The sequence below is a fragment of the Olleya sp. UBA1516 genome (assembly GCF_002323495.1).
Taxonomy (GTDB): Bacteria; Bacteroidota; Bacteroidia; order Flavobacteriales; family Flavobacteriaceae; genus Olleya.
In genome coordinates, this window is record NZ_DCQO01000016.1 from 200,283 (window position 1) to 226,549 (window position 26,267).

Below are 26,267 nucleotides of genomic sequence, written 5' to 3' on the forward strand. Positions count from 1 at the left end.
CAAGTTACTATTTTAACTTAGTTACTATATTGCGCTATAATAGTTTAGGGAGTTACTTTACAAACCTTATTAAGGCGTTATTATTGTATTATTTTTTAAACTGATACCATTTTTTCTTAACCGTTTCGGCATTATAGCCATAACCATAGCCATAATTATAACCATAACCATACGATCCTTTAAAATCAATATCGTTAATGATATAACCCATGTTTTTAATCTTTTTCTGGTCTACTAATTTCTTAGAGTATTCAATTAATGGTTTTTCTGTCACTCCAGATCTCACCACATAAGCTGTATAATCAATACCATCCATAAACGTTAGCGTATCTGCTACTAATAAGGTTGGTGCTGTATCTACAATAATATAATCGTAATGTGCTTTTGCTTCGTTTAAAAACGCCTGGAAACGTGCGCTTGATAATAAAACCGTTGGCATTGGAGGAATTGGACCTGACAATAGTAAATCAAATTGATTACTATCTGCATCCATTTGTATTAATATGTCTTGCCAATTACTGGTTTGATTACTTAAATAATTAGATAATCCAGCTTTGTCTTTAGAGCTTCCAATTAAGGCGTGTAATTGAGGATTACGCAAATCTGCACCAACTAATAACACTTTCTTTTTTAAATGAAAATAAGTTTGTGCAATATTAAACGCGACTGTTGTTTTTCCTTCGCCTTTAACCGAAGACGTTACCGCAATAACTTGACCTTGATCTGTCTGTTTGTTATGCAACGTAAAGTTTAGGTTATGGATTAAGGTTCTAAACGCTTCCTCAGTTTGTGTGTTTCCTGAGGTTAATTTTAACGCTTGTTTAGCATTAGGAATTACCGGAATCTCACCAACAATTGCAGTATTAGGGTTAATATTTTCAACATCCTTACTCGTGTAAATTTTAGTATTAGTTAAAAACTTTAAATACAAAATACCGATTGGTAAACCCAGTCCTAATAACAAGGCAGCTAACAATACAATTTTACGTTTTGGAGCTACAGGAATCGAGTTAGTAATCGCGTAATCTATCACTTTTACATTAGCTGCAGTGACAGCCATAGTAATTGCTGCTTCTTCGCGTTTTTGTAATAATAGTAAGTAAAGGTTTTCTTTTAGTATTTGTTGACGCTCTATACTACGCAGTATTTTTTCTTTACTAGGTAAGGTTTTAAAAGACTGTTGTGCTAAGCCTTGTGCACGTTTATTTTGCGATAAGGACTGTTGCAATTGGGTTTTATAACCAGATAATGAGCGTTGTATGTTATTATTTAAATCTGTAATAGACGCTTTTAAAATCTTGACTCTAGGATTATTGTCACCAGCTGTGGCTTTCCATTTGTTATATTCTAACACAGCAGTATTATAATCGCTAACCAAGGTATTTACTGCACCACTATTTAACCCAATATTAGCAGGTAATAATTTAATCTCTTGATTGCTAGCAATGCTTTTATCCAGTACATCTGCTAATAACAATTGGGTTTCGGCTTCAAAAAGTTGTTCGTCTTTAATTGATTTTTTCTGAATCACAGACGCTGCATCAGCTTCAAAAATACTTAAGTTATTGTTTTGCTTGTAGCTACCTTTAGCGACTTCAATCGAGTCCAACTCGGTTGTTAGATACGTAAACCTTTCGTCAATAAACGCGATGGTACGTTTAGACACTTCCTGTCTGTCTGTAATACCATCTTGTGTATAGACTTCAATTAAAGTATTTAAAACCTGTTGTGCTTTTTGCTTGCTTGGATCTTCAAGACTTAATATTAAAATATCACTATCCTTACCATCAGGTGCAATTTTTATGGCTTGTAATAAGTTTTGAGTCGCTTGAGTTTGACTACTAATTTTAACCTCGTATACTGGATTATCATTAGCCACTAAACTTTGTGCATTTGCAGGCTGAATGGTAAACGGAAAGTCAACCGTTGGCTTTTCAAAATAAAAGTTTGGGACTTGTAAGGTGACTTCGGTGTCTAGGTTTAGTAATTTATAACCTTTATCCTGAAGTGTAATTTCAAAAATTAAATCGGCTTCTGGTTTTGCTAATTCTGGTTCAAACACCACTTTAAAAGGTGCGTTAAAGACTTCGGATTTATTAACACGACCAGACTGAAAATACTGCACCTGTAAATTTAATTGATTAACCACTTGTCGGTTTAATCTAAAGGATTGCAATACAGCACGTTCGTTTTCTAGGTTGACGTTACCTTTACCTAACAATTTATCTAAGTCTAGGTTTAAGGCAGTGGATTCTTTTTCCGTTAACACCTTAATTTTTGCAGCAGTTTTGTAGCTATCAGGTGTATAACGCAGATATAAAAAGGCTATAATTAAGGCTATTATTCCGCTTAAAGCGATCCAATACCAATAGGCTAAATACTTATTAGCAATCCCTTTTAAGTCTATTTGCTGGTCCTGTGCGTCTTGTTGTTCTAGGTAATTATCCATAGTCTACTTATCTAGTCAATAAAATTATAGCACTTAGTGTTACTGATGCAATTGCCACTATAGTCGTCACATTACCTACGTAACCTGCTGTTTTTACTTTGGCACGATTAGGTTGTACCACTAACACGTCGTTAGGTTTTAGTCTGTATTCTGGATTGTCCATCCAATTGGTGGTGGTCAAATCTATGTGTGTAATTTTACGTGTTGCGTCCACTTCTCTGATTAACAAAATATCGTTACGCTTTCCGTTAATAGTTAAATCGCCAGCATAACCTAAAGCTTGTGGTACACTAATGTACTGCTCAGTAAAACTAAAGGTTCCAGGACGTTGGACTTCACCTAAAACAGTCACTTTGGCATTAAGTAATCTAACGGTTACAATAGGATTAATTAGGTGACCACCATTTTCTAGTTGTGCCACAATTTGGTTTTCTAGTTGCGAGTTGGTAAGCTGTGTTGCTTTAATTTTGCCTAACACTGGTAAGGCTATAAACCCTTCAGGATTTACTAAGTACCCTTGTAGTTTTAAAATATCTACGCTATTATTAACAGCAGCAGTATTTACATTTTTGTTATACGGAATAGCTGCTTCTGGTATGGCAGCACTTATGGTTACTGCTAATATATCGTTAGGCTGAATGGTATTTTCTTGATACTGTACGTTAGTTTGGTTGTATTGGTTAGCATCCTGAAAGTATAAAATTTCTTTATTACTAACACAGCTGCTTAATGACAAAGCCATAGTTACTACTGTGATGACTTTAACGATGTGATGTTTAAATTTGGGTTGCATACTTATGATTACTATTAGCGATTTTTATCTATACCACTACTGGTTAGGCAGTTGGTTTTAAACGTCTGACTTAAATAATGCGTGACGTTTTGTATTGTTTATTTTATTTAACGTGTCAAAAATAGTAACAAAATAATAAACTACCACTTTTAAGCCGATTAAAACCATGTATTTTAAGCATTTAAAACCGTTTACTTTTACAGCATTTTTAGCCTGTTTTTTTAATACACTATCCATACACTATCTATACCTTTGCTATACTGTTACTATACCTTTGCTATAAGGCTTCTTTATTAACCATTTTTGGTTGTATTATTTGGTTTGCATTTTTGTTATTTAGCGACACTATTTAGCCAACATTATTTAAAAAACTGATTGACTTTAGACAGGTTTTTAAACACAATGGTGTACCAACCACCAACTTTATTGGACGTTACTGCTTTATAGTCTTCTTTAGATTTAATAATAATATTTTTTAAACTACGGTTACTGGCTCCTCCAGCTCTCATTTTGGTAATCACTTCTGGTAAATATCCAAACGTATAATCACGCGTTTTAAATATGCGTAAAATAAAATCGTAGTCTGCAGCTATTTTATATTTTAAGTTGAAATCACCTTGTTTTGCATACACGTCACGTTTTAAAAATAAGGTAGGATGTGCTGGCATCCATCCTTTTTTAAGCAAGCTAGATTTAAAATTTTGACTCTGCCAATGTCTAATCACTTTATCTGTATTGGTTTGCGTTACATATTGCAAATCACCATACACACCATCCACGTTTTGGCTATTAAAGGTATTTACAATATTTTGAATGGTATTAGGATTAGCCAGCATATCATCCGAATGTACAAAACCAATCACATCTCCTGTTGCCAACGCAATCCCTTTATTTAAGGCATCATAAATCCCTTTATCAGCTTCAGATTGAATGACAATATTAGCCTGAGGCGATTTACTTTTAATGTGTTGTGCCATTTCTAGTGTGTTATCTGTGGACTGACCATCGATAATAACATACTCGATATTAGGATAGGTTTGTTGCAATACAGACTCCATACAACTTACTATTGTTGCGACACTATTGTATGTTGCTGTTATAATTGAAATTTTCATTGGTTATAAGCCTTTAATTATTTGGAGTTTGAGGTGATGCTTGTTTTAATTGACGTTTTAAATCTTTAAATTTTAAGTCAATCATTGTTTCATAAATAAAGCGTAGTTTACAAAAGGTATAACCTGCTTTACCATTTAAAAAACCACCTTTAACAATATAAAAAGCGAAAAATATAAGCTGTGGTCTAAATGGTAAATGATAGCTTAGTCTTTTTTGCGTTTTACGTTTTATAATAGGGTCTTTAGAAAACAAATTAGCCCATTGTAAAGGTTCTTTAACTTCCTGAAGCATTTTTTCTGCTTCCATTTTAGAATATCTATTATGCTTATCAAACCACAACGTTAATCCTTTATTAAAAGGATAATGTATTAGATGTTCTTGTAAACGTCCTTCTTTTCCTGTGGTATTATATTCTTCGTTAATTTCACGTGCTACAGTAACACAACCCTTTTTAAACACTCTAGGAAACCACGTTGGATAACCACTACTTTGTTTAATCCATTTGTCCTGAAACATGTCCTTACGTCTAACACGATACATTGTAATAGCATCTGTATTAGTGGTTGCCTTTAAAATCTCTTGTTTTAAAGCTTTAGTTATAATCTCATCTGCATCAACCATCACTATCCAATCACAAGTAGCAGGAACACTTTGTAATGCTGCATTACGTTGTGCTGCATAATTATCAAAAGGACGTTGTATAATTTTGGCATTATGCTTTTTTGCAATCTCTAAAGTATTGTCTGTGCTAAACGAATCAAACACAATAATTTGATCCACAAAGTCCAACGCAGCTAAGCATTGATCTAAAATAGTTTCTTCGTTATAGGTTAGTATTACAGCACTAATCATTGATTACTCTTTTTTTTATGAATTTTGCAGGATTACCACCAACAATTGCCCAAGGTTCTATGTCTTTATACACAGATGCAGTTGCACCAACCACAGCACCTTGACCTATTGTCACACCCATTCCAATATATGCAGCAGCACCAACCCAAGATTGACCCTTTAATACAATAGGTGCAATAATCAAAGGGTTGTTTGATACTGTTACATCATGTGACGCTGTACACAAATACGATTTTTGAGATACGGTTGCATGTGCTCCAATAGTAACTTTTGCAACGTTATAACAATCTACTTCTGGTGCTAAACAGGAATATTCATGCATTTCTAAATTCCAAGGAGCATAAATTTTTACCGATGAATACACCACAGCTTTAGCATGTACCTTTGCTCCAAACAAACGAAGCAACATCAATTTCCAGCTATTCCCAATACGTCTTGGTAAAGGTCTAGCAAACACCATCCAAACCACAGACCACAACAAACGTGCTATTTGGTTTTTACGACTTAAGGTGTTGTTATAATTTGATAAATCTACTTTGTTCATACTATATCTATAAAATCTGGTTGTTCGGCTTTATTTAAAATCCAATCGTACAATGCTAACATTTGTTTTGCAACAGCTTGCATGCTATATTTTTGCTCTATTAATTGTCTACCATTTACTCCCATTTGTTGCAAGTCTTCAGGTGATTTTGCCATCATGCTATTAAGTGCGTCCACTAAAGGTGTGACACCAATCCCAATCCATTGTCCACAATTATTAGTATTTAATTCTTCCCAAGGTGCACCTTGTGTGGTAATAACAGGTGTGTAACTTGCCAAAGCCTCAGCCACTACAATCCCAAAGTTTTCGCTAAAGGTTGGTAGCACAAACACAGACGCTTCCCTAAATACTTTTGTTTTTTGGTCATTAAACACTGGTGGTTTAATCGTAATTTGATGTTCTAGATTAGCAGCTTTAATTTTTGCTTTTAAGCTTTTAATATACTCTGGTTCACCATTACCATAAATATCAATTACCCAATCTTGTTTTAATTTATTATCTGCTAATTGCCAGGCTTCAATTAAATTTTCAATCCCTTTTTTAATATGAATGCGCGATAAAAACAACATACGCTTTGGTTGTGTTGCTTTAACAGGAATTTCAGCCGGAAACTGACTGACATTAATTCCGTTTGGTATCATAGCCACAGGATTTTTTAATCCTAAAGCTCTAATACTTTTTACTTCCATTGGCGCAGTCGCGTGTAAACAGGTCGCTTGCTCTAAATCTTTATACTGAAACAGTTTTAAAGCGACTTGTTTTTTAATTTTGCCTTGCGACAAAGCCCAAGGCTCTAACATGCCTCTGGGTGTAATAATATAAGGTACACCTTTTTGACGTGCTATTTTAGCCATTTGATGCACTGGCATTTGCCATAAGCCATGACCATGTAATAAGGTCGTATCAGAATAATTTAAAGAATTAACCAAGCTTTTAGAACGTTGCAATGTCTCAGCATCATGAAGCCTGATCCCACTATTAACTGTATTAAACGACCTAGTTATTGGGTTATTACTTTTTAAAGTATCCAAACCAATGTGCAATGTTGCATCTATTTCCAACATAGCAGCAATTAAGTGTGACACACTTCTAGCTGGACCACCAGTTGTTATGTCTATGGATGTTATGACGTGGTTAATTTGCATGTCTAATTATATTTTTTTTTACGATATAACAATTTGTCAATAACGAATAAAACAACAGCTATTTGAAGTGTAGGCTTAATAAAAATAATAAAGTAAAACAAACTTGGTGGCACTTGTTTGATTGCTAACGTTACAAATAAAGAAACGAATAAAATTTTACCTATTTGTCCTCCTTTAGCAAAAAACACATAAAACCAAGCATAGGCAATACCTGTCAAAAATCCATTTAAAATTACCCAAACCCAACCACCTTCTCTGTAAGCTGTTATTGCGCCAAATGTAGTTAAACTACCTATTCCTTTTTTTACTACTGTATTCCAAGCCATCACGGAAATTTCACCAGACAATTCACCGTTATCACTTAAAACCTGAGGTTTTTCGTTAATAATAATACGAGGAAAAAAACTTACAATTATTGCAGAGACATATTGTACGTGATTGAAATGACTAAATGGGTTATCGAAATCATTTTTTAAGTGTGTCATTACAAAATACGTATCTGCACGTGCCATTAATGAGTTAAACCCACTTTCAAACACATTATCTACAGCATATGACGAAGAAGCTGCAAACAACTCTTTTTTATCAGAAACATCACTAAGCTGTCTTAAAAACACCATAAAGGGACTAATTACTAATAAAAAAACAATCCCAAGAGAAATAATTTTTATACCTAGACGGTAATTGTTATGAATACATAATGCAGCAACCATGAAAAAAATTGGTGTAATTGCAAATATGCGTTGTGCAGTACCTAGCAATAAAAAGGCAACTATCACATAACAAATAATCATTAAGATTCTATTTTTTGAATTTACCTTAATAACCAACGCCAAGGACACTGCCATAACTGCTAAAAACACATTGGATAATGAAGCCAATAACCCTTTATAAACACTCTGTTTATTGTAATAAGAATCCAAATCCTCTACATTATAAACTGTTAAATCATTTGTAAAATAATAGCCCAACCATAATATAAAGCTGACATAAAATAATTTTTTATAATTTTTAAAAAACCAATAATCTAAATTAGGTAATTTTAATTTTTTTTGTCTTTTATTTAAAAATTTATACTCTCCAAATCGCACACCTTGAATAAGAAAAAAAAAGAAAAGGAGCGACATGAAAATAACCTCGGAAAGCTCAAAAGAACCGATATTAGATAATCCAGATTCACTTTTAAAAAACACAGGTAACACGTAATACCCCAAGGAAAAAAAAGACATTACACCTAATAGAATCCACAGGGCTGACTGATTTTTGCGCATTCTTTTAATAACATAGTATATTAAAGGCAAAAAAAGAAGAGTAAAAAATATATCCAAATTATTACGTTTTTAATTCAATTTCAAAAAAGCTTCTAATATATTAGTTGCTTTTTTAATGATTGCTATTTTTTTCCTTCTATTAAAAAAAACATGATTAATTATAGGAATACTGTATTTCGGCAATAATAAAACCACAAGTTTAACTACTTTATTTTTACCTCTAATTTTTTTCTTAAATTTAGACAATACTTCAGCATTGCTTATTATTGGGTCGACACTTGTACTAATGTATTTACGAAAATGATCATGTAAATTCAAATCATAATTATATAAATCAACTTTATTACTTTTTAAGAAATTATAATTAAGTACACAAAGCATACCGCTAACAGTTTGTTTGTTTTGCAATCTACTACTTACACCTTCATGATTTAACCTATATTTCAATAAAGGTTGTTTTATTCTATAAAATTTAGTTCTGCATATTAAACGCAGCCATAAATCACGATCTTCACATGCTAAATAATCGCGATACCCTCCAACCTCTTTTAACAAAGCTGTTTTTAACATAACTGTAGGATGTATAATAGGCTTCATTGCTTGTTTATATGTCAATCCGTTTTCTAAATATTCAAAATTATAGATACTAGCATCCTTACTAAAACCTACCTCATTATTATTTTCGTCTATTAAAATAACATCAGAACATATTACTCCAATTAAATTATCTGATTCAAAAACTGCAATTTGTTCTTCAAAACGGTCAGGCATGCAAATATCATCCGCATCCATTCTAGCAACATAATTACCACTACATTGCTCTAAACCCATATTTAGAGCCTTTACCAAACCTATGCCCTTAGTGTTAAGTATAATAATTCTTTTATCATTATAACTTTCTAAAATACCTAAAGTTGAATCAGTGCTACCATCATTTATAACAATTAGTTCGAAATTTAAAAAACTCTGCTTTAGCACACTGTTTATAGCATCTCTTAAATATTGCTCACCATTTCTAACAGGCAGCAATACAGATATAAATGGACTTAATTTATTCATCATTTAAAAATTTTAACAGAAGGTGTATTTATCTTTAAAACAACATATGCACATATAAGACAAGTAAAAAAACTAAATAAAACATAACAAAATTGCCATAAAAAACTATTCATGTCTAATAAATCATTAAAAAAACCATAAATAATAAAAAGTAATGGCATATGCACTGCATATAAACTATATGATATATCGGGTAATCTTGGAAAATCCAAAAGGTTAACTCCAATAACCTTATGAGGAATAATTTTTACAAGCATTAAAATAAAAAAGCCTGTTAACGGTGTTAAAAGCATAGAAAGTAACATTGGACTAAATCTTTGAATTACAATTAAAAGACAAAGACAAAACAAGATACTAAATAGTCTAAAGTACCTACTTAATACAAACTGGAAATCCTTAAGCAAAACACCAGAATACCAAACAAAAAAGAGTAAAGTAAATTCTAAATTCCAAAATGCTATCAAAAAGATTGTTCCAAATATTAAATAGTGATAATTAAAAGCACCAATAATTGCAACCTTTTTTAAAAGAACACCTAAAACGTAAAACTGAACCAAATAACCCAAGGTCCATAATGGTGTATTTGACCCAAATGTTGCTCCAAAAACAGGTTGCAAAGAAAATAAATTTATAAAAAAATTATAAAAAGTGTACTGCTTTGTGGTATCACAATTAAATACATTATCTACATAAACACTATAATTAAACCAATCGTATCCAATATAATCTAATAATATTGTAAATAATAAAGCAGACAAATAAATAGGATAAATTCTTATTACGCGTGTCTTAATTTTTTTATACAAGTTAAAATCATCAGTTTCCTGAAGAAACACTTTAGATGTAAAAAAACCTGACAAAAAAACAAATAGATATGCTGCTTCACGCCCAAAACTAAATAAACTTTTAAATAAAGTAACAATTATGTTGTTTGACAAATCACCAATCTGAGGAAAACTTAATGCCAATGCATGCCCAACAACAACTTGCACCAAAAGAAAAATTTTAATAATTTCTAAAGCGGAAGACTCTTTTTTACCGATTTTTATAAAATTAAAGTCCATTAATAATTCTATTTATATAAAACCTGTAAAATGTTTTAAGTTTTCTTAAACTAAACAAAGTGTCTTTTAAACTACTTTTAGCACTTAATTTCAATTCACTAATAGCTGTTAAAAGATTATCATATTTATTAAATCCAAGGTGGCTAATAATGAAGTTGTCATCACTATTTAAAGTAGAATTAATAGCCATTTTTCTTTTTTGAAAATGTATATAAGCAAACTCTTGTGTTTTAAAAATTTGATTTTTATACCATCCTTGCATAATAGCTCCATCTTGTAAGAAAAAAAACTGCCCACTTTTATTAGATGGCAAATGTGTCAAACTAAAAACATTAAACTGTGGATCAACGTCAAGTATGGCTGCATTATTTTCAAAATAGAGTAATCCTTGTTTTTTCCAAATCTTATTTACTCCGTGATGTTCATCAAAACCAAATATTTTTGCATCTTTAAAAACCGTATCCCACTTGTATTCACTTCCCTCTAGTTTGAATGCATATTTTGATATAGGGCTTTTACTCATCAACGATAAATGTCCTTCAGAATAAATTCTGTCATACTTATCTAATAAATCATCAGTGATAAACTGATTCAATTTTCCAAATATCAAATCTATATCACAATGACCCCAAAAATCATAATCGATACCATAACTATCTAAAAGAATCCAATAGGTTGGTTTAAAATCACATAATTTATAACTCGTATCTAATACAATATTAATACTAAGTGTGGTTTCAATAGTTTTTTTTACTTCACCTAAAGAGGTGAACTTTACGATAACATTTTCAGGAATTTTAAATGAATCAGTAATGCAATCTGTCAATAAAAGCCAATTAAACTCTGAGTTACGCGCACATGAATCCAACCATAATTGAAAATAATTTGGAAAAACTCCAAAATAAGGTACTACAAAATAAACTTTATTTTTCATCTTTCAAAGAATTAATAAAAGTGCTATAGCGTATTCCATAAGACTGCCAGCTATATTTTTCTTTATCTGCGTCTGTTAATTCACAACTTGTTAATTTCACCCTTTTATTTCTAAATTTCTGTAAAGCTTTAATTAACCCTATCTCATCAATAGAATCCATAATAATTACTGAGTCTTTATCGTCAATCTTTGCTTTTACATCTGGACCACCTGTATTTGCAGAAGTGATAATAGGTAGACCACACGCTAATGCTTCCAAAATCACCATCCCAAATCCATCTTGTCTCGATGGTAATAATAAAACATCAAAAGAATTATAGTAATTAATTAATTTATCATTCGGCACGTACCCAATACGCTTAAAATTATCAGAATCTGTATGATGTTCCCCATTATATATACCAATATGAGAAACGTGTAAATTAAAATCTTTTTGCAGAGTTTTATTTATAATATCTACACCTTTTTGAAAGCTCCATCCTCCGACAAAAAGAGCATTAATTTTTTTTCCTTTAGATAAAATCTTCTTTTCTGCATAAAATCTCAATAAGTTTATACCATAATTATTAATAAACAACTTCTCTTTATTTATGTTATTATCAACAAATGTGTTATAAGCGAAGATTGATGGTATTACAATTTTATCAGCTATATCATAACCTTCCAACTCTCTGCTTATATAAAGCTTGGGCAATTTGATTTCTTTTATTCCTTCAATCAATTCAATTTGAGATTTAACATGAGCTGAACCTCGATCAACAATAGATAGTGCTCCATATTTAGATTTGGCATACTTAAGAGAACTAACGCATACACCTGATAAACCCACAAAAACATCACATTTTGTCATCTTTTTGGTTATCAACCAATCAACGAGAGGCATAATTAAAAATGTTGTTGCACGCTGAATTTTTGGAAAAAATCTTTGTAGAGCAGTTATACTTAAAGGAAATAAATACCAAAATAAACAGATATACTTTGCATCACCTAGGTTGTATTTTTTCATTTTCCATTTTGGCATATATCCAATAACGGTAACTTCATGTCCCGAAGAACTGAGTTCGCGCGCCAAATGAACCAAATGGAATGGAGTAGATGTACCGATTACTACTTTCATTTATCTATTTTTTTTGAGGCATAAAACATAATTAAAAACTTAAAAATTTCAGCAATTAATTTACCTATTACAGCTCCTTCAACTCCGTTATACAATGCTCCAATAACAATAAACACAAAAGGAAATGGTGTTAAAATTAGTTGTAATTTAAATAAATTTACACCTAAGCCTTTTGCTAAAAATTTATTATCTATTGCATGCGTCATAATCGTAAAACAATAAGCACCAGCTATGACATATAAAATATTTTCAATTTCTGTGCGATATTCCTTTGCCAGCAAAACATCAACTAAAGGACCTCCTAAAATTGCAAATAAAACTATTCCAACAACACCAATAATTAGAGCATATTTAAGCCAATTCTTAGCTATATCCTGAAATTTTCCATATTCATTTTCCGAGTTAAACTTGTATAAATCTGGTCTAAAATGCACAGTTAAAGCTGAAGTTGTCACATTATAAGGTCTTCCAACAAGCCCAGTTGCTAAGGAATAATAACCTGCTCCTGAAACACCAATTGAACCAGCAATAATATACCTGTCTGCAAAACCTGACAACCATCCAATTATACCCATCAACATTACAGGTTGTATCTGTTTTAAAACTTCTTTTTTATCCAATACTATATTCTTTTCATTCAAATTTTCACTCAAATCAAAACTAGATCTTAAAAACAAACTATTTGTTACTAATGAAAAATATCTTGAGGTTAGTATTCCTACTAATAAGAAAACCCAATTTGGTTTAAAATATAACGCCAAAAAAATTAAAGTAAAATTAAAAATAGCATCTAAAATTACTTGTAAGCCATAAATTTTACGTGTTCCACTCAAATTCAACAAAGAAAACAAACTACTTCTGGATGGTTCAATTACAGCATAGCCCAATAATATTAAGACTAGCATACCATAAAAATTATATAAGTCTAAAAAAGAAACAATAATTATCAATAAAATAATCATCAAGCCAATTACTGTAGTAAACCGCTTATAGTTTTTCAGAAAGCTAAAAACTTTATACTTGAAATTTTTATTACTACCGTAATAAAAAACAACTTGATTAACCGATGATGAAAAAATAGCATCAAAAAGTGCTATTCCACCTAACGCAAGCATAGCTTCTCCTAATTGTATTGGCGTCAAAAGCTCAGAATACATCCTAAAAGTTATTAATGCCAAAATAGCACCAATAACTTGAGGTAAAAACGATGTGAACATTGCATTTGTCTTCATCTTCTAACTTCCTATAGCTTTCACTTTAAACCCAATAGTTTCTAGTGCTTGTTTATCTAATAGGTTACGACCATCAAAGATAAAGGCTGGTTTGTTCATGCTATTATAAATACGTTGCCAGTCGTAGGTTTTAAACTCGTCCCACTCTGTCAACACTGCAATTGCATGTGCACCATTAACTGCGTCATACGGATTGTCTTGTGTGCTTAAATAGGTTTGGTTTTGTGCTTCTGTACGTGTGTTTAAATAGTTAATATCAAACTGCATTTGTTTTGCAGACACTTTAGGATCGTACACGCTAATTTTGGCTTGCTCGTCTATTAACTTGTCTGCCACGTAAATGGCTGCAGCCTCTCTGGTATCGTTGGTATCTTTTTTGAAAGCCCAACCTAAAAAGGCTATTTTTTTGTCTGATACTGTGTTGTATAAAGTTTGCACGATGTTATTTGCAAAACGGTCGCGTTGGTGATTATTCATTATAATAACCTGTTCCCAATAGTCTGCGACTTGATTTAAGCCTAAAGACTTAGAGATATACACTAGGTTTAATATGTCTTTTTGAAAACACGACCCACCAAAACCTACTGAGGCTTTTAAAAATTTAGGTCCAATACGCGAGTCCATACCAATTGCTTCTGCGACTTCTTCTACATTGGCTTGTGTCGCTTCACATAACTCTGAAATCGCATTTATAGACGACACACGTTGTGCTAAAAAGGCATTGGCTACTAATTTGGATAGCTCTGACGACCAGATATTTGTGGTTAGTATTTGTGCTTTTGGTACCCAAGTCGCATACACGTCCACTAAGGCTTGTATGGCTTGTTTCCCTTCTGGTGTTTGGTCACCACCAATTAGTACACGATCTGGATGTGTTAGGTCTGTTATTGCTGTCCCTTCTGCCAGGAATTCTGGATTGGATAGTATTTGAAACTTTACACCATTACCAGTATGGTTTAGAATGCTTTTTATGGCATGTGCTGTTTTTACTGGTAGTGTTGATTTTTCGACTACAATTTTATTAGTGGTTGCGACTTTAGCGATTTGTCTTGCACATAGCTCGATATACTTTAAGTCTGCTGCCATCCCTTTTCCTGCACCATAGGTTTTGGTAGGTGTGTTAACGGAAATGAATATCATTTGTGCTTGGTCAATAGCGTCTTCGACATTAGTCGAAAAAAACAGATTACGACCTCTGGCTTCCTTAACGACTTGGTCTAAACCAGGTTCAAAAATGGGTAGTTTGGTTAGGTCGTCGTTATTCCAGTCTGCAATACGTTGCGCATTTAAATCCACGACTGTTATTTTGATGTCTGGATTTTTTTGAGCCATAACAGCCATAGTTGGTCCTCCAACATAGCCTGCACCAATACAACATATTGATGTAATTTTATTAGGGTTATCCACAACGGTTGTTGTGTTATCTGTTTGATTTTGCATTAGGTGTGCTTACGTTATAATTTAACTTGCTTGTATGTGCTTGGGTTGTCTAAAAACCATTGGTAGGTTTTTGCAATCCCTTGCTCTAGATTGGTGGTGTATTGCCAACCTGCTTGTTTTAGTTTAGACACGTCCATTAATTTACGTGGTGTGCCATCTGGTTTTGTACTGTCCCAAATAATTGGTCCTGTATGACCAATTGCTTTTTGGATGGTTGTTGCCAATTGTTTGATGGTAATGTCTGTACCTGTCCCTACATTATACAAATGGTCTGGCATTTGGTTGTGCATAGCAAATAGGACTGCTTGTGCTAGATCGTCCACGTATAAAAATTCGCGCATTGGTGTTCCACTTCCCCAAAGGGTAACTGGAGCGTTGTTATCTAGTTTAGCGTCATGAAACTTGCGAATCATTGCTGGTAATACGTGTGAGGATTTTAGGTCAAAATTATCGTTTGAGCCATATAAATTGGTTGGCATTAAGCTAACAAAATCCTTATTGTATTGGTTTTTGATGTGCTGACATAGTTTGACACCTGCAATTTTTGCGATTGCGTAACCCTCGTTAGTAGGCTCCAATGGTCCTGTTAATAAACTGTCCTCTGTTAAGGGTTGTTGTGCTAGTTTTGGATAGATGCAAGAACTGCCTAAAAAGATTAGTTTTTTGGTGTTATTACGATGAGCTGCATCTATAATATTGTTTTGTATTTGCAGGTTTTCTAGCAAAAACTGATACTGAAATTGGCTATTGGCTAATATGCCACCAACTTTGGCTGCTGCTACAATAACCACTTCTGGTGTTGTGTGTTCCATAAATTGGTTAACAGCGTCTTGGTTACGTAAGTCTAATTGTTGGCTAGTTTGCCCAATTAGCTTAGTGTATCCAGCTGCTGTTAATGCGCGCCAAATGGCAGAACCTACCATTCCTTTATGACCTGCTATGTATATTTTTGCGTCTTTTGATAATGTGCTTGACATGTGTTGTTGTTTACTGTTACTTAGTGTTGCTACGTTTACTCGAAATAATTTAGGGTCTGGTAGCCACCATCTTTAAGCAGTTGTTCTTTTTTCATTAGTTTAATATCTGATGACATCATGTCTTCGATTAACTCTTCTAACTGGATTTTTGGTGTCCAACCTAATTTTTCTTTGGCTTTGGTAGCGTCTCCAATTAGTAAATCGACTTCGGTAGGTCTAAAATATCTAGCGTCCACACCTAACACCTCTTGTCCTACTTTTAATGGGTAGTCAGGATTTGTGGTTTCTTTAATAATAGCAACCTCATCCACTCCTGCACCTACAAATTGTAAGGTCACACCAATGTGCTTAAAGGCTTGTTTTACAAAGTCACGAATGGTTGTGGTTTTACCAGTTGCAATGACCCAATCCTCTGCTTGGTCTGCTTGTAAAATCATCCACATCATGCGTACATAATCCTTAGCGTGTCCCCAATCCCGTTGTGCGTCTAGGTTACCTAAGTATAATTTATCTTGTAAGCCTAGTCCAATTCTGGCTACAGCTCTGGTAATTTTTCTGGTTACAAAGGTTTCTCCTCTTAAAGGTGATTCGTGATTAAACAAGATTCCGTTACAGGCGAACATTCCGTAAGCTTCTCTGTAATTTACTGTCATCCAAAAGGCGTACATTTTTGCTACAGCATAAGGTGATCTTGGGTAAAAAGGTGTGGTTTCGGTTTGTGGTACTTCTTGTACTTTACCGTATAACTCTGAGGTTGACGCTTGATAGATTCTGGTTTTTTTCTCTAAACCTAATAATCTAACTGCATCCAAAATACGAAGTGTCCCTAAACCATCTGCATTACCTGTGTATTCAGGAATTTCAAAAGAAACAGCCACGTGACTCATAGCTGCAAGGTTATAGATTTCGTCAGGTTGTACTTCTTTAATAATTCTAATTAAATTGGTACTGTCTGTCATGTCTCCATAATGCAGAATAAAATTACGATTATTCACATGCGGATCTTGATATAGATGGTCAATCCTATCTGTATTAAATAATGAACTACGACGTTTTATACCATGAACGATATAGTCTTTTTTTAATAGAAACTCGGTTAAATATGCGCCATCCTGTCCTGTAACGCCTGTGATTAATGCTATTTTTTTCATTTTATAGGTTTGGTTTAATAGAAAACCGCTTTATTATATAAATATTATTCTTATCGTTATTTTATTGCGAATTTACAAAGTAGGCAAAACAAATTTAATCTTACCAGATTTATACTGTATTGCAAACGGAATGACTAAAATTAGCATCGCTACAGGAACAGTAATCGCAAATATGACGTTAGTATCTAAATGATTTAGTGCCAATACCAATACTGTTATCCCAATGGTATACAATGCAATAAGACTGGTTGCCCATTTGTGTTTTAATCCAAGGTCTATTAAACGATGGTGAATGTGATTACGGTCTGCCGAAAATGGACTTTTTTTGTTACAAATCCTAACGCAAAACACCCTAAGTGTATCTAATAATGGATAGGATAATAAGGCTAAAACTATTACTGGTGCGTTATGAAAGATTTCTTTATCAGGATTATGTCCTGCTAAGCTTAAATAGGTAATCATTTGAATGGCTAATACAAATCCAACCACCATTGATCCAGTGTCACCCAGAAATATTTTTCGGTTTCGTGAAAAGTTAAATACTAAAAAGCCAATTAATGCGCCAACTAAAGCCAAGGATATTAAGCAGTAAAAAAAATGACCACTATAGTAGAATAATAAGGCAGTGATAATAGAAATTATGGCTCCTAACACTCCTGCTAATCCATCGATACCATCAATTAAATTATATGCATTAATGACTAACACTATAACAAATATTGAAAACAGTATGGCTGAGAATATTGAGATTTTATAAATACCAAATAAGCCTACAAACGAGTTGATGTTTAAATTGGTTGCCATTACAAATATAGAAGCGACTAGCAATTGATAGGCTAGTTTACGTTTTGGTGAAATTTTCATGATATCGTCCGCCAAACCCACTAACAACAGTAATAATATAAGGACATTAAACACCATTAAATCTATTAATTGACTGTAATTAGCAAACAGTATTGCTGCGACTTGAATGGTTAATACCACACCTGTAAACACACCAACACCTCCCAACGTAGGAATTACCCCTTTGTGCGATGTACGTCCATTTGGTAAGGCTGTTAAGTTTTTAGCTTTACTAATAGCCACTACTTTTGGCATCACGATTAATGTGATAATTAATGCTGTAATTACTGTGACTATAATTACTATGCCTTTATAGTTGCTCAGAAATTGTGTTATCTGCTCATGGTTTGTTGGTAAGCTTGTTGTTAACATAGTAATAGCGATATACAGTTAAACATAAAAAATCATTTTTACCGCAATCCATTGTGTATAACTTAGTTACTACTTACAGTTACATAAATAGCAATAAACGTCTATAGCTTTGTTTTAATAAAACGTAGCGGACTAAAAATTAGCTATTTAACTAATTTACTAAATAAAAAAAAGGGATTGTAATGCATTACATTTGTTAGTTAAAGTGATTTTACTGGTTAGGTAACTTTAATAAACAAATTGTATTAAAACTTATAATAAGAGTAATACTGCTACTATTGATTTTCCCGTTTTTAATAGATTCCGTTTGGGTAGAACTGAACCTTTTTACACAACAATTACGTATTGCTGATTTTCAAATTATTGATTTGAGTGCAATTTTACGACAAATCACAATTAAAACAAAGAGACGCCACGCTTATTTTACTCAATTTAACACAACGGTAATTGACTATTTAATTATTTAAACCCAAAGCTTGAGGTTACACTTTAAGACTTTGACTGTCACATCCTTTATTTTTATTAACCAACTAAAATTAAGCACTTTACATTTTTATTATTTAATAACACGTACTACTTTTATGGTTATTTAATTATACTGAAGTCCTTAGTGTTATTGATTATTGCATTGGGTTGAATTATAAAATATATCCTATCTTGCTTATAGAAAAATTATACTATGTTTTCAGCAAAAAAGAAATTAGATCGTGCTTATAATCAAGCTAAAGTTATTGGGTTTGATGACGACTCTAAGTTTATCCTATTTAGTGATTGTCATCGTGGTGATAATAGTTTTGCTGATGATTTTGCTAATAATCGAAACATCTATTACCATGCCTTAAAACATTATTATGTCCAAGGTTTTGACTATGCCGAATTAGGTGATGGTGATGAGTTGTGGGAAAACATATCGTTTGAGTCCATCCTTTATGCTCACAAAAACGTGTATGGCTTGATGCAACTGTTTCATAAACAAAACCGCTTGCATATGATTTGGGGAAATCATGATATGGTGTATCGCGATCCTGACTATGTTAAGAAACATTTACATTCTTTTTTTGATCCTAAAGTTGGCGCTGATGTAGAATTGTTTGGTGATATTGAATACCACGAAGCCATTATTTTAAAACATAAAGACACACAGCAAGAGGTATTTTTAACGCATGGTCATCAAGCGGATTGGTGGAACTATACCTTCTGGAAATGGAGTCGATTTATGGTACGTGTCCTTTGGAAACCTTTAAATGTTATGGGTATTGCAGATCCCACTAGTCCTGCAAAAAACTATAAAGAATTGATTAAAGTCGAACGTCGTACCAAAAAATGGATTACTGAAAACAATAATATGATTACTGTTGTTGGTCATACACACAGACCACGTTTTCCGGAACCTGGTGATGTGGCTTTTTTTAATGATGGTAGTTGTGTGCATCCAAGAAGTATTACTGGTATTGAGATTGAAAATGGCGCGATTTCTTTGATTAAATGGCAAATTGCTACTAAAGAAGATGGTACGTTACAAATTGTGCGTGTTTTGTTGGAAGGTCCTAGACGTTTGTTGGATTATAGCGGTTAGGTTTTGCTGTTTTTTTGAAACTGATTCTGTAATTATACAGATTGCTTTACTTTTTATATGTAGAAACCTAATATTAAACAGATTGCTTCACTATGTTCGCAATGACGTGACCATTAGAATTTACTTTGTCGAGGCTACTAATAATGTAAGGTAGATTGCTTCACTATGTTCGCAACGACGTGTGGGCTGAAATTTGGATTATTCTTCAGGAGCTAATTGGACTTCCAGACCTTCTAGGTCTGGTGTCATTTGTATTTGACAACCTAATCTTGAATTATCTTTGACATTGAATGCTTCGCTAAGCATCGCTTCTTCATCGTCTTGCATTTCTGGAAGCATTGTATCACTTAACACGTAACATTGACAACTTGCACACATTGCCATACCACCACAGATTCCGATAGTACCTTCTGGAGCCAGCTCGTAACTTCGGACTACTTCCATAAGGTTCATTGCCATGTCTGTTGGTGCAAGCACTTCATGTGTTACACCATCTCTGTCTGTTATTTTTATGTTTATGTCTTGTTCCATGAGGAGAAGTAATTAGTGATTAGTTGTTACTTTATACTCGTTAGTATTTTCAATAAGAATATTAGTTTCTATCTCTTTTAAACAATGTAATCTAATGGATAAATATAACATCGAGCGGACTTCGCTATTTGATGCTTAAAAGAGAAATCTTTAGTATCTTGAAATGCTTTGTAGATCTGTATCGTTAAATCCTGCGACTTTTGCCAAACTAGTAAGTCTTCAAATTTTTGTACTGCCATTCCCTCATTACTTATTACTATTTACTGACTACTGAATCGATTTTACCACTGCTTTTGGTGCTTCTTTACGTGTACCATCAAAACCATCTACTCCGCTTACTGTGGTATATTTTAATACATAGCGTTTTCCTGGATTAATAATTTGATACGCTGATTGACACATTAATGTTGCTTCGTGAAAACCACATAAAATTAATTTTAATTTTCCTGGATAGGTATTAACATCTCCAATAGCAAAAATACCTGGAATGTTAGTTTGGTAATCCAAGCTATTATCCACCTTGATTGCATTTTTTTCTATCTCTAAACCCCAATCTGCAATTGGTCCTAATTTTGGTGACAATCCAAAAAGTGGTACAAAATGATCACATTCTTTTTTAAAGGTTTTGGCATCTTGTTTTATAGTAATAGCCTCTACTTTATTAGTCCCTTCTACTCCAATAACCTCAGCTGGTGTGATTAAATTAATCTTACCTGCATTTTTTAATTCTTGTACTTTTTCTACTGAATCTAAATGCCCTCTAAACTCGTTTCGTCTATGGATTAAGGTTACTTCTGAAGCGATATCGCTTAGGTAAATACTCCAATCTAAAGCTGAATCTCCTCCACCTGCAATGACTACTTTTTTATCTCTATAAAACTCAGGTTCTTTGATAATGTATTCAACCCCTTTGTCTTCGTAATTAGCTAGATTATCAATAATAGGTTTACGAGGCTCAAAACTACCTAATCCACCTGCTATTGCCACTACAGGAGCGTGATGTTTTGTACCTTTATTAGTGGTTACTATAAAGGTTCCATCCTCTTGCTTGTCAATCGTTTCTGCACGCTCGCCAAGCGTAAAACCTGGTTCAAATTGCTTGCATTGCTCCATTAACTTATGCGTTAAATCTCCTGCAAGAATTTCTGGATATGCTGGAATATCATAAATAGGTTTTTTAGGATATATCTCTGAGCATTGTCCACCTGGTTGTGGCAATGCGTCTATTAAATGACATTTTAATTTTAATAATCCTGCTTCAAACACAGCAAAAAGACCAGTTGGTCCTGCTCCTATTATTAGTATGTCTGTTTTAATCATTATTTTTTCTTTTCAAATTTACCTTTAGCCTTTACTTATGACTTTTAGTGTACCTGACAAAAGTAAAACAAGATTTGGTTTTGTTTTATGACTTTTGTTAGCTTTTTAACTGCATTAAGGATGGCGTACTTTGACTACGCTCAATACTTACCCACTTTGTGAGCGCCTGACCTTTGTGATAACGCCAAAACTTATGTTTTACGCCACGTTGATTACACGTTCGATTTGTGGTGCGTACTTTTTGATAGTCATCTCTACACCTGACTTAAGCGTCATTTGGTTGACACTACATGAGGTACAAGCACCTTGTAATTGTACTTTAACTTCGTTATTCTCGATAGATAAAAGCGCTATGTCTCCTCCATCACTTTGTAAAAAAGGACGAATTTCTTCTAATGCTTTTTCTACGTTTAATCTTAGTTCTTGTGTTGTCATTTATTTTTTATTAACTGCAGAACATCCTGCCATAGTGGTGATTTTGATAGCTTCTGTCGCTGGAAGATTATCGTTTCTGTCCACTACTTGCTGCACTACGTTTTGCGTTATTGTTTCAAATGCTTTTTCTAAAGGCGTTCCGGTTTGCATTGCTGCTGGACGACCAACGTCTCCTGCTTCGCGTATGCTTTGTACTAATGGTAACTCTCCTAATAAAGGCACTTGTAAATCTTCGGCTAGGTGTTTAGCACCTTCTTTACCAAAGATATAGTATTTATTATCTGGCAACTCTGCTGGTGTAAAGTAAGCCATGTTTTCTATAATTCCTAAAACTGGTACGTTAATACTGTCTTGTTGGAACATTGCAACTCCTTTTTTAGCATCTGCTAAAGCGACGTTTTGTGGTGTACTAACCACTACTGCACCTGTTATTGGTAGTGATTGCATGATGCTTAGGTGGATATCTCCTGTTCCTGGTGGTAAGTCAATTAGTAAAAAGTCTAATTCTCCCCAAGCTGCATCAAAAATCATTTGGTTTAATGCTTTTGCTGCCATAGGTCCACGCCATACAACTGCTTGATCTGGTTTTGTAAAAAACCCGATTGATAATATTTTGACTCCGTAGTTTTCTACAGGTTTCATTTTTGATTTACCATCTACTGTTGTCGATAATGGACGTTCTAGCTCTACATCAAACATGATTGGCATTGATGGTCCGTAAATATCGGCATCTAACACACCCACTTTAAAGCCCATTTTTGCTAACGTTACTGCTAGGTTTGCTGTTACTGTAGATTTACCTACACCTCCTTTTCCAGAAGCTACTGCTACTATGTTTTGTATTCCAGGAATGTGTTTTCCTTTGATGACGTTTGGTGCTGATTTTTCTGGTGCGTCCACTTTAATATTAACCTTAATCTTAGCTTTTTCATACACTAGTTTGTGAATGGCTTGTAAGATTTCGACCTCAGTTTTTTTACGCGCTTGTAAAGCTGGGTTTTTTATTGTTATGTCTACAATAACCTCGTCTGCAAAAGTTACTACGTTTGTTATTGCTCCGCTTTCTACCATATTTTGACCTTCTCCTGGTACTGTTATAGTTTCTAACGCTTTAAGTATGTCTTGTTTATTTAATTTCATAATTATTTAGAAAAAAAGAGTAAATTATAGCTTGAAGACTATGCCTACAGCTTATAATAATCCACTCTGGATAATTGTTAACTAATTCAGAATGATTCTAAAATGCAAAGATACTACATAAACCTTGAAGAATGAAGCGCTTGGTTTGTTGTTTTTTATAGAACTATAAAGGGAAGTTATGATGGGTTAAACTCCAATAAGCAAAATATGTAATTATTTGTAAATTGTATAAAATGAAGAATAAATGTTAGATTTAATCATAATCGAGAAATATAAGTTTTCTCTTGTAATAAGGCTCTCCGATAATTGAATCTGGATACTTTTTCTCCATAAAAACTACTGCTTCTGTTTTTTTAAATTGAGAATAATTTATTTCTCCTTCAAATTCATTTGAATAATATATTTTTTGTGAAGACATTAATTTGACTCGCATCTTAGTTAAATAATCTCCTGAATATTTTCTAATTGTAGATACAATAAAATGCTTTGGTTTAAGAAAATAATCTTGATGTCCAGTACCACATATAAATCCTGGAACATAATTATATTCTATTGGTTTCCATTGGTTATTTTTATCTTTTGCTTGAACTTGCATAAACAAATCACCATTAACTATAGGTTTAGAAATTACTCTACCAAATTTAGAATTATTGAAAATAAAAACTGGTAAGGTTTTATAATGTTTTCTTTCTCTTTCTGTTCGTAGCCTCTTTAATATTTGGAGATCATTCGAGTAATTATATTCTGAATTCACATCAAAAGGTTCTGAATTGTTTAAAGGTGGTGGAGGCGGAGGAATTATAGAGTAAAAATTCATTTCACTAGTATGAAAATTCAACTGTTTTGCATCTACAAAAATTAGAATACTATCTTCAGCTTTGTTAAATTCACTCCTTAATAACTCATCAAAATTATGCGATAAATAGTTGAATGAACCTGAAAATCTTAATGTATCTTTTACATTAATCCCATAAACAATAGGTTCTGAAATCATCATTTCTTTACTATTTATTTGAATAACAGTATCGTATTCCGAAGTAATTAAAACTGGAAATTTTATTTTATTATCTTTTTTACAAGATGTAACCAAAAAAATTAGCATGACTACTTTAAAAAGGGTGTTGTACTTCATGCTAAAAACGTATCAAAAATTATTCCGAAAGTAATGCAGAAGGATCCCAAAATAGGGTTTCAAAATTTTGGATTTGGTTGTCTACAACCTCAATACCTTCGCTTTCTAGTAATTGCTGCATAAGGTTAGTCCCATCAAAATGATGTTTACCAGTTAGCAAACCCTTACGGTTTACCACTCTGTGTGCAGGCACCTCTTTATTATGTGACCCATTCATAGCATAACCTACCATTCTGGCTCCACGAGTTGCGCCTAAAAAATTAGCTATAGCTCCATAACTTGTCACACGTCCATACGGAATTTGTCGTGCCACCTCATACACTTTATCAAAAAAATTAAGTGTTTCGGGTTTCATAGTTTTAAAAGTCTTTTATAATATTTATTAGTGTTACAATTGCAATTATACCTGTAATTGAACCTATAATGTAGTTCATGTTTTTTTGTGACTTTAGCTTTTTGCTTTTTATCTTTTTTAAAAAAAACACATAAATATACAACATCACAAACGTACCAGATGCTGCTCCAGCAACATAGGACGCAATATTTGGGTTGTCTAATGTTATCCAACCTAAACTAGCCAAAGTTATACTCATATATGCTTGATACGGAATTGGAAACACATTTAATGCTGACAACACCATACCATAAAAAAACTGACTGCGTTTACTTTTACGATCGGCTTCTACTTCTGGTTTTGGATCCTTGGTAGCTAATAAAAAAAAGTAAACCGTTATTAAAACAAATAATACAAATGCTACTTGTTGTAATATCCTAACTACCTCAGAATGTTTACTTAAATAGCGCGCAAAAATAACCGCTATTAATGTTTGTATAACTACAATAACACAAACCCCTAACGAGAATACTAAGCCACGACTATACCCTTCTTTTATACTAATTTTTGCTGCTGTCATGTTAAGCAATCCTGGAGGGATTACACCAACAAGTGCAATTAATAAGCTTACAAAAAAGGTAATTGTTAAATTCAATAGTTAGTTAATTTTAAATCTAATATACGTAATTGGTTTGTTTTGTTCTAAATAGATGCTTTCATAGTGTGTTTGGATGCTAGTTACTTCTTCTGGGCTTCCGTCTTGTCTATACACATCGTTATTAGAATGTAATACCTCATGACCTTCACCATGTAGTAACCCTAATGTGTAACCATGCATGAACTCTGAATCTGTTTTAAGATTCATGATTCCGTCTGGTTTTAAAATAGTTTTGTAACGTTTTAAAAACTGCGAATTAGTCATGCGGTGTTTTGTACGCTTATATTTTATTTGTGGATCTGGAAAGGTAATCCAGATTTCGTCTACTTCGTTTTCTGCAAAAACAGACTCGACCAACTCAATTTGTGTGCGTATAAAGGCAACGTTAGGCATGTTATTTTCGGTAGCAGTTTTGGCTCCTCTCCAAAAACGTGCACCTTTAATATCTATACCAATAAAGTTTTTATTAGGAAACTTTTCTGCTAAAGCCACACTATATTCTCCTTTACCACAACCTAGCTCTAACACTAATGGGTTGTTGTTTTTAAAGACATTTTTATTCCAATTTCCTTTATGCTCGTAAACCTGGTCTACTAATTGACTTCTAGTTGGCTGAAACACATTATCAAAGGTTTCATTTTCTCTAAATCTTTTTTGCTTATTCTTGCTACCCACTTCTTAACTATTTGTTATTTCTGGCGTAAAATTAAGGAAATATACCTAAGTAACTTTATGATTATCTTTGATTTTGACATTTTACTGCGTTAAGGATGGAAGTGGCA

At 33.1% G+C, this 26,267-nt stretch carries 25 protein-coding genes; 1 reads left to right on the forward strand and 24 read right to left on the reverse strand.

From position 1 onward, the window contains the following. Positions 1–88: 88 nt before the first annotated feature. From B2989_RS09965 to B2989_RS10040, 16 genes are all read right to left on the reverse strand, one after another. Positions 89–2,449, reverse strand: coding sequence for a polysaccharide biosynthesis tyrosine autokinase (locus B2989_RS09965; protein WP_292948009.1), 2,361 nt, complete (start codon positions 2,447–2,449; stop codon positions 89–91). Between the two features lie 7 nt (positions 2,450–2,456). Then, positions 2,457–3,242: a polysaccharide biosynthesis/export family protein gene (locus B2989_RS09970; protein WP_292948010.1), complete on the reverse strand. Its 786-nt coding sequence runs from the start codon at positions 3,240–3,242 to the stop codon at positions 2,457–2,459. A gap of 359 nt (positions 3,243–3,601) precedes the next feature. Then, positions 3,602–4,357: a glycosyltransferase family 2 protein gene (locus B2989_RS09975; RefSeq protein ID WP_292948011.1), complete on the reverse strand. Its 756-nt coding sequence runs from the start codon at positions 4,355–4,357 to the stop codon at positions 3,602–3,604. 13 nt (positions 4,358–4,370) lie between these two features. Then, complete coding sequence (locus B2989_RS09980; protein ID WP_292948012.1) at positions 4,371–5,210, reverse strand: glycosyltransferase family 2 protein; 840 nt, start codon at positions 5,208–5,210, stop codon at positions 4,371–4,373. Continuing rightward, on the reverse strand, positions 5,203–5,754 hold the full coding sequence (locus B2989_RS09985) for a putative colanic acid biosynthesis acetyltransferase (protein ID WP_292948013.1): 552 nt from the start codon (positions 5,752–5,754) through the stop codon (positions 5,203–5,205). Before B2989_RS09985 ends, B2989_RS09980 begins: the two co-directional genes overlap by 8 nt. Continuing rightward, positions 5,751–6,899 carry a glycosyltransferase gene (locus tag B2989_RS09990; RefSeq protein ID WP_292948014.1) on the reverse strand — a complete coding sequence of 383 codons (1,149 nt, stop codon included), beginning with the start codon at positions 6,897–6,899 and terminating at the stop codon, positions 5,751–5,753. The genes B2989_RS09985 and B2989_RS09990 overlap by 4 nt, the downstream gene beginning before the upstream one ends. A gap of 2 nt (positions 6,900–6,901) precedes the next feature. After that, on the reverse strand, positions 6,902–8,227 hold the full coding sequence (wzy, locus tag B2989_RS09995) for an O-antigen polysaccharide polymerase Wzy (protein ID WP_292948015.1): 1,326 nt from the start codon (positions 8,225–8,227) through the stop codon (positions 6,902–6,904). Between the two features lie 12 nt (positions 8,228–8,239). Next, complete coding sequence (locus B2989_RS10000; protein WP_292948016.1) at positions 8,240–9,232, reverse strand: glycosyltransferase; 993 nt, start codon at positions 9,230–9,232, stop codon at positions 8,240–8,242. After that, positions 9,229–10,293 (reverse strand): acyltransferase family protein, encoded by a 1,065-nt coding sequence (locus B2989_RS10005; RefSeq protein ID WP_292948017.1) that lies wholly within the window; start codon positions 10,291–10,293, stop codon positions 9,229–9,231. Before B2989_RS10005 ends, B2989_RS10000 begins: the two co-directional genes overlap by 4 nt. Further along, positions 10,283–11,227, reverse strand: coding sequence for a DUF6625 family protein (locus tag B2989_RS10010; protein WP_292948018.1), 945 nt, complete (start codon positions 11,225–11,227; stop codon positions 10,283–10,285). The genes B2989_RS10005 and B2989_RS10010 overlap by 11 nt, the downstream gene beginning before the upstream one ends. Then, entirely contained in the window at positions 11,217–12,344 is a 1,128-nt protein-coding gene (locus tag B2989_RS10015) for a glycosyltransferase family 4 protein (protein WP_292948019.1), read from the reverse strand. Before B2989_RS10015 ends, B2989_RS10010 begins: the two co-directional genes overlap by 11 nt. Continuing rightward, complete coding sequence (locus B2989_RS10020; RefSeq protein ID WP_292948020.1) at positions 12,341–13,576, reverse strand: lipopolysaccharide biosynthesis protein; 1,236 nt, start codon at positions 13,574–13,576, stop codon at positions 12,341–12,343. Before B2989_RS10020 ends, B2989_RS10015 begins: the two co-directional genes overlap by 4 nt. A 3-nt stretch (positions 13,577–13,579) precedes the next feature. Further along, on the reverse strand, positions 13,580–15,016 hold the full coding sequence (locus B2989_RS10025) for a nucleotide sugar dehydrogenase (protein WP_292948021.1): 1,437 nt from the start codon (positions 15,014–15,016) through the stop codon (positions 13,580–13,582). Positions 15,017–15,030: 14 nt separating this feature from the next. Next, positions 15,031–15,993 carry a GDP-L-fucose synthase family protein gene (locus tag B2989_RS10030; RefSeq protein ID WP_292948022.1) on the reverse strand — a complete coding sequence of 321 codons (963 nt, stop codon included), beginning with the start codon at positions 15,991–15,993 and terminating at the stop codon, positions 15,031–15,033. Positions 15,994–16,028: 35 nt separating this feature from the next. After that, positions 16,029–17,144 (reverse strand): GDP-mannose 4,6-dehydratase, encoded by a 1,116-nt coding sequence (gene gmd / locus B2989_RS10035; protein WP_292948023.1) that lies wholly within the window; start codon positions 17,142–17,144, stop codon positions 16,029–16,031. Positions 17,145–17,216: 72 nt separating this feature from the next. Then, a complete protein-coding gene (locus tag B2989_RS10040) occupies positions 17,217–18,359 on the reverse strand; it encodes a glycosyltransferase family 4 protein (protein ID WP_292948024.1) in 1,143 nt (380 codons plus the stop codon). A gap of 679 nt (positions 18,360–19,038) precedes the next feature. Here B2989_RS10040 and B2989_RS10045 point away from each other — a divergent pair. Further along, positions 19,039–19,935, forward strand: a complete 897-nt coding sequence (locus B2989_RS10045; protein WP_292948025.1) for a metallophosphoesterase family protein — start codon at positions 19,039–19,041, stop codon at positions 19,933–19,935. A 198-nt stretch (positions 19,936–20,133) separates the two neighbouring features. Here B2989_RS10045 and B2989_RS10050 read toward each other — a convergent pair whose 3' ends face one another. From B2989_RS10050 to trmB, 8 genes are all read right to left on the reverse strand, one after another. After that, positions 20,134–20,466 carry a 2Fe-2S iron-sulfur cluster-binding protein gene (locus tag B2989_RS10050; protein WP_145004093.1) on the reverse strand — a complete coding sequence of 111 codons (333 nt, stop codon included), beginning with the start codon at positions 20,464–20,466 and terminating at the stop codon, positions 20,134–20,136. 267 nt (positions 20,467–20,733) lie between these two features. Continuing rightward, complete coding sequence (locus tag B2989_RS10055; RefSeq protein ID WP_145004098.1) at positions 20,734–21,786, reverse strand: NAD(P)/FAD-dependent oxidoreductase; 1,053 nt, start codon at positions 21,784–21,786, stop codon at positions 20,734–20,736. Between the two features lie 198 nt (positions 21,787–21,984). Then, positions 21,985–22,221: a NifU family protein gene (locus B2989_RS10060; protein WP_292948026.1), complete on the reverse strand. Its 237-nt coding sequence runs from the start codon at positions 22,219–22,221 to the stop codon at positions 21,985–21,987. Further along, positions 22,222–23,361 (reverse strand): Mrp/NBP35 family ATP-binding protein, encoded by a 1,140-nt coding sequence (locus B2989_RS10065; RefSeq protein ID WP_292948027.1) that lies wholly within the window; start codon positions 23,359–23,361, stop codon positions 22,222–22,224. It abuts the gene before it with no gap. A 253-nt stretch (positions 23,362–23,614) separates the two neighbouring features. Continuing rightward, on the reverse strand, positions 23,615–24,493 hold the full coding sequence (locus B2989_RS10070) for a hypothetical protein (RefSeq protein WP_292948028.1): 879 nt from the start codon (positions 24,491–24,493) through the stop codon (positions 23,615–23,617). Positions 24,494–24,512: 19 nt separating this feature from the next. Further along, positions 24,513–24,848 carry an MGMT family protein gene (locus B2989_RS10075; RefSeq protein ID WP_191101551.1) on the reverse strand — a complete coding sequence of 112 codons (336 nt, stop codon included), beginning with the start codon at positions 24,846–24,848 and terminating at the stop codon, positions 24,513–24,515. Positions 24,849–24,852: 4 nt separating this feature from the next. Further along, positions 24,853–25,482, reverse strand: a complete 630-nt coding sequence (locus B2989_RS10080; protein ID WP_145004112.1) for a LysE family transporter — start codon at positions 25,480–25,482, stop codon at positions 24,853–24,855. 3 nt (positions 25,483–25,485) lie between these two features. Continuing rightward, entirely contained in the window at positions 25,486–26,160 is a 675-nt protein-coding gene (gene trmB, locus B2989_RS10085) for a tRNA (guanosine(46)-N7)-methyltransferase TrmB (RefSeq protein WP_145004115.1), read from the reverse strand. Between the last annotated feature and the right edge of the window lie 107 nt (positions 26,161–26,267).